At 69.2% G+C, this 3,277-nt stretch carries 4 protein-coding genes; 1 reads left to right on the top strand and 3 read right to left on the bottom strand.

The window, feature by feature from the left end; all coding sequences use genetic code 11:
• From C1I95_RS32920 to lysS, 3 genes are all read right to left on the bottom strand, one after another.
• A partial coding sequence (locus C1I95_RS32920) for a Clp protease N-terminal domain-containing protein (protein ID WP_146605600.1) occupies positions 1-127 on the bottom strand: 127 nt, incomplete at its 3' end.
• Between the two features lie 419 nt (positions 128-546).
• Positions 547-897 (bottom strand): histone-like nucleoid-structuring protein Lsr2, encoded by a 351-nt coding sequence (locus tag C1I95_RS32915; RefSeq protein WP_199524019.1) that lies wholly within the window; start codon positions 895-897, stop codon positions 547-549.
• Positions 898-1,012: 115 nt separating this feature from the next.
• On the bottom strand, positions 1,013-2,521 hold the full coding sequence (gene lysS / locus C1I95_RS32910) for a lysine--tRNA ligase (RefSeq protein ID WP_111219897.1): 1,509 nt from the start codon (positions 2,519-2,521) through the stop codon (positions 1,013-1,015).
• 91 nt (positions 2,522-2,612) lie between these two features.
• On the opposite strand from lysS, the gene C1I95_RS32905 reads away from it, so the two are divergent.
• Positions 2,613-3,277: class I SAM-dependent methyltransferase (locus C1I95_RS32905; protein WP_111219895.1), on the top strand; the 665-nt coding region annotated here is incomplete at its 3' end.

Here is a 3,277-nt window from a genome sequence, read left to right as displayed (position 1 = left end):
CCTCACCCTCATGGATCAGGCCCAACAGGATGTGCTCCGTACCGATGTAGTTGTGATTGAGCATCCGGGCCTCTTCCTGGGCCAGGACGACAACCCGTCGCGCTCGGTCGGTGAACCGCTCGAACATGCCCTCGTGCTCCTCACGTGCCGTGCGCACTCGATCTTGATGGTCAAGACTCTCGGCGGGGCCGGATACGCGAGCGCCCGGGACGGGCGTCCGCGCCTCTTTACTCTATCGCCGCGGACCGACTCGGCTGACCTCGTGTGTCAGCGCCATTGGCCCGGTACGCGTCGTTTTGCACAACCATCCACGCTCAGCAGGTGTTCCGGGCATGGTGCCTGTACGCGCAGAGCGAAATTCGGCCGGCAGCCGTGGGCCGCCGGGACCACCGCACGGAGGCGTCCCGGCAACGGACGGCATCGCTCCGACACCGTCCACCGGCTGTGGACAACGCCCACCCCACCGGCAATAGTCCCGGACACGGCGACGCCGGCCCGGAGGCGTGCTCCGAGCCGGCGTGGCGGACGACCGTCAGATGCTCGGTCTCAGTGACCGGCCTTGGCGTGGTACTCGTCGACGATTTCCTGCGGGATCCGGCCCCGGTCGGAGATGTCCTTGCCGGCCTTGCGAGCCCACGCCCGGATGGCCTTGTTCTGCTCGCGGTCGGCGGTGGCGCCACCCCGGCCGCGGGCGGCGCGCCCGCCGACAACCACACCGCCGCGACCCACCTTGGTGCCATGGGCCATGTACGTAGCGAATGCCCCACGCAATTTCTCGGCGTTCGAACCGGACAGGTCGATCTCGTACTGAACACCGTCGAGCGCGAACTTGACGGTCTCGTCCGCGTCCCCGCCGTCCAGGTCATCGACCAGCTTGTGAATGATCTGCTTGGCCACGTCCCACATTCCTTTCGAGCAGGGCTGCTCCTGCCACTAACAAGAGCACAATAACAAGTGAGATGCTTGCGGCGTCAATAGGATGCGGTAACGACCCGGCGGAGTTTCCGTACGACTACTCCGGGCGGACCAACGGGAAGAGGATGGTTTCCCGAATTCCCAGGCCGGTCAGCGCCATCAGGAGCCGGTCGATTCCCATTCCCATGCCGCCGGCCGGGGGCATTCCGTACTCCATCGCCCGGAGAAAGTCCTCGTCCAGCCGCATCGCCTCGTCGTCGCCGCGGGCGGCCAGTTGCGCCTGGGCGACCAGCCGTTCCCGCTGCACCACCGGGTCGACCAGCTCCGAATACGCGGTGGCCAGCTCGAAGCCGAGCACATACAGGTCCCACTTCTCGGCCAGGCCCGGCTCGCCGCGGTGGCCCCGGGTGAGCGGGCTGGTCTCCTCCGGGTAGTCCCGCACGAAGGTGGGCGCCTGCAGACCAGGTACGACCAACTCCTCGAACAGTTCCTCGGCCAGCTTGCCCGGCCCCCACTTGGGGTCGACGGCCAGGCCCACCTTGTCCGCGTACTCGACCAGCCGGGCCCGCTCGGTGCGGACCGTGACCTCCTCGCCGAGCGCCTCGGAAAGCACCCCGAACAGGCTCACCGAACGCCACTCACCGCTCAGGTCGAACTCCCGACCGTCGGCGTGCGTCACCACGGCCGATCCGCCGACCGCGATGGCCGCCTGCTGTACGAGATTGCGGGTCAACTCGGCCATGGTGTTGTAGTCGCCGTACGCCTGGTACGCCTCCAGCATCGCGAACTCCGGCGAGTGCGAAGAGTCGATGCCCTCATTACGGAAGTTGCGGTTGATCTCGAAGACTCGCTCGACGCCGCCGACCACGGAGCGCTTGAGAAACAGTTCCGGCGCGATTCGAAGATACAGATCGGTGTCGAGTGCATTGCTGTGGGTCACGAAAGGCCGGGCGGCCGCACCACCGGGCAGCAACTGCAGCATCGGGGTCTCCACCTCGATGAAACCCTGCCCGTGCAGCGAATCGCGCAGACTGCGTACGGCGGCGGCCCGGGTGCGTACCATCTGGCGGGCCTGCGGACGGACGATCAGGTCGACGTAGCGCTGCCGGACCCGGGCCTCCTCGCTCAGCGGCTTGTGCGCCACCGGCAGCGGTCGCAGCGCCTTCGCGGTGATCGCCCACTGCTCGGCGAGCACCGACAACTCGCCCCGACGGCTGGTGATCACCTCGCCGGTGACCCCGACGTGGTCACCGAGGTCGACCAGGCGCTTCCAGTCCTCCAGCCGCTCCGCGCCGACCCGGTCGAGCGACAGCATGGCCTGGAGTTCGGTGCCGTCGCCGTCGCGCAGGGTGGCGAAGCAGAGCTTGCCGGTGTTCCGCACGAAGATCACCCGGCCGGTGACCGCGACCCGGTCGCCGGTCGCGGTGTCGGTCGGCAGCTCGGCGTAGCGCTCCCGTACCTCGGCCAGCGTGCTGGTACGCGGATAGCTGATCGGGTACGGCTCGACGCCGTCGGCGAGCATCCGGTCCCGCTTCTCCCGGCGGACCTTCATCTGCTCGGGAAGGTCGTCGGCGGGGTCGACTGGCACGGGGCTCTGCTGGGTCACGGCACGCTTCCTCGGAGGGAGAATTCGGGCGGGGTCAAGCCCCGAGCGTACTCAAGGGGTCAGTCGACCGTTACTGGATAGCCTGCCCGTCATGACCGACCCCACTCATGCCCGCTCGTTCGGCGTGGCCGCCGCCGACTATGACCGGTTCCGACCCCGATATCCGGAGGCCGCCCTGCGCTGGGCGCTCGACGGTATCGACCGGCCCGCTCGGCTGGTCGACCTGGCCGCCGGGACCGGCATCGTCACCCGCGGCCTGCTCGCCCTGGGCCACCGGGTCACGGCCGTCGAGCCCGACCCCGGCATGCGCGCCCAGCTGGCCGCGACCACCACCGGCGTACCCGCGCTGGCCGGCACCGCGGAGGCGATGCCACTGCCCGACGGGTACGCCGACGCGGTCCTCGCCGGCCAGGCGTACCACTGGTTCGATCGGCCGGCGGCGCACGCGGAGATCGCCCGGGTGCTACGTCCCGGCGGGGTCTTCGCCCCGATCTGGAACCTGCGCGACGACCGGGCCGACTGGGTGGTCGAGTTGAGCCGGATCGCCGAGATCGGGGACACCGTGGACCACCTGCGTCAGACCGTCACCGACTTCGGCGACGGCTTCACCTCGCCCGAGTGGGCCGAGTTCGCCCACACCACCCCGCTGAGCCGCGACGACCTGCTGGGCCTGGTCCGCACCCGCTCCCACTACCTGACCGCCACCCCCGCCCGCCAGGCCGAGGTCGACCGCGAGGTCCGCCAACTCCTGGACAC

The organism is Micromonospora craterilacus (assembly GCF_003236315.1).
Classification (GTDB): domain Bacteria; phylum Actinomycetota; class Actinomycetes; order Mycobacteriales; family Micromonosporaceae; genus Micromonospora; species Micromonospora craterilacus.
Note: the sequence above shows the minus strand (reverse complement) of the source record. Positions and strands in the feature narration are given on the sequence as shown.